The sequence below is a fragment of the Vibrio sp. 970 genome (genome assembly GCF_033339075.1).
This window is the reverse complement of the sequence record NZ_JAWOTW010000129.1, coordinates 1-925: the sequence shown is the minus strand read 5'-3', so window position 1 is coordinate 925 and position 925 is coordinate 1. Positions and strand designations below refer to the sequence as shown.

The 925-nt window shown below is 49.3% G+C and carries 1 pseudogene; it reads right to left on the bottom strand.

Features of this window, described 5'->3' with window-relative positions:
* Positions 1-925 (bottom strand): annotated as a pseudogene (locus R7Q11_RS25205) (guanosine-5'-triphosphate,3'-diphosphate pyrophosphatase); the annotation flags it as partial.

Here is a 925-nt window from a genome sequence, read left to right as displayed (position 1 = left end):
CGTGTCGAGCAGAACTTTACCTTGGGGCTCAGCAATCCACTCATCGCCACCGGCTTGCTCTAAAAGCTTACCTGCCAGCGTTGCCACTTGTTCACCATATTGGCAATCAAGCTGATAACGGCTTTGCACGCTACAAATGGTGCGAGCACGAATGTCATTTTGACGCAGCTCGTCGACCATTTCATAAACCAAGCCTTCACGCAGTGCGCCGCCCGCGAGTGTCATCGCATCGATTTCAAGTAACTCGAAAATCGCGATAAGAATAGACAGGCCGCTAGGGAAGACCAAGGCACGCTCAAGCGTTAAACCTTCGATGTCGAGCTCTTCCAAATGATCGGCTAGCATGGCTTGCTTTTGTAAACGCTTAAGTTTGGAGTGAGTAATTACTTCGTCCATACCCTGCGCCAGCATGATTTCTTGTAGCGCCTGAACGGTACCAGATGCACCTACGCACACATCCCAACCAAGATCGGTGTACTGTTCTAAGATTGGCTTGATGGTTTGCTTTGCGCCTTCAATCGCAGCTTCGAAGTTACGGGCATTCAGTTGGCGATCTTTAAAGAAGTTCTCCAACCATGTCACGCAGCCCATTTTTAGGCTGGTGAGGGCTTTCGCTTCAAAACCTTCGCCAATAATCAGCTCAGTGCTCGCGCCACCAATATCAACCACAAGGCGACGACCACTACCACCTGATGTGTGGGCAACACCTTTATAGATAGTGGCTGCTTCTTCTTCACCAGAGATGACTTCGATTGGCTGCCCCAGAATCTGGTTTGCTTTCTCTAGAAATACATCCACATTGGTGGCAGTACGTAAAGTCGCTGTGCCGACAATGCGAATGTTTTGTGTAGGAATGTCCTGCAAGCGTTCCGCAAATAGACTTAAGCAGTCCCATCCTCGCTGCATAGCTTCCATACTAAGAGAA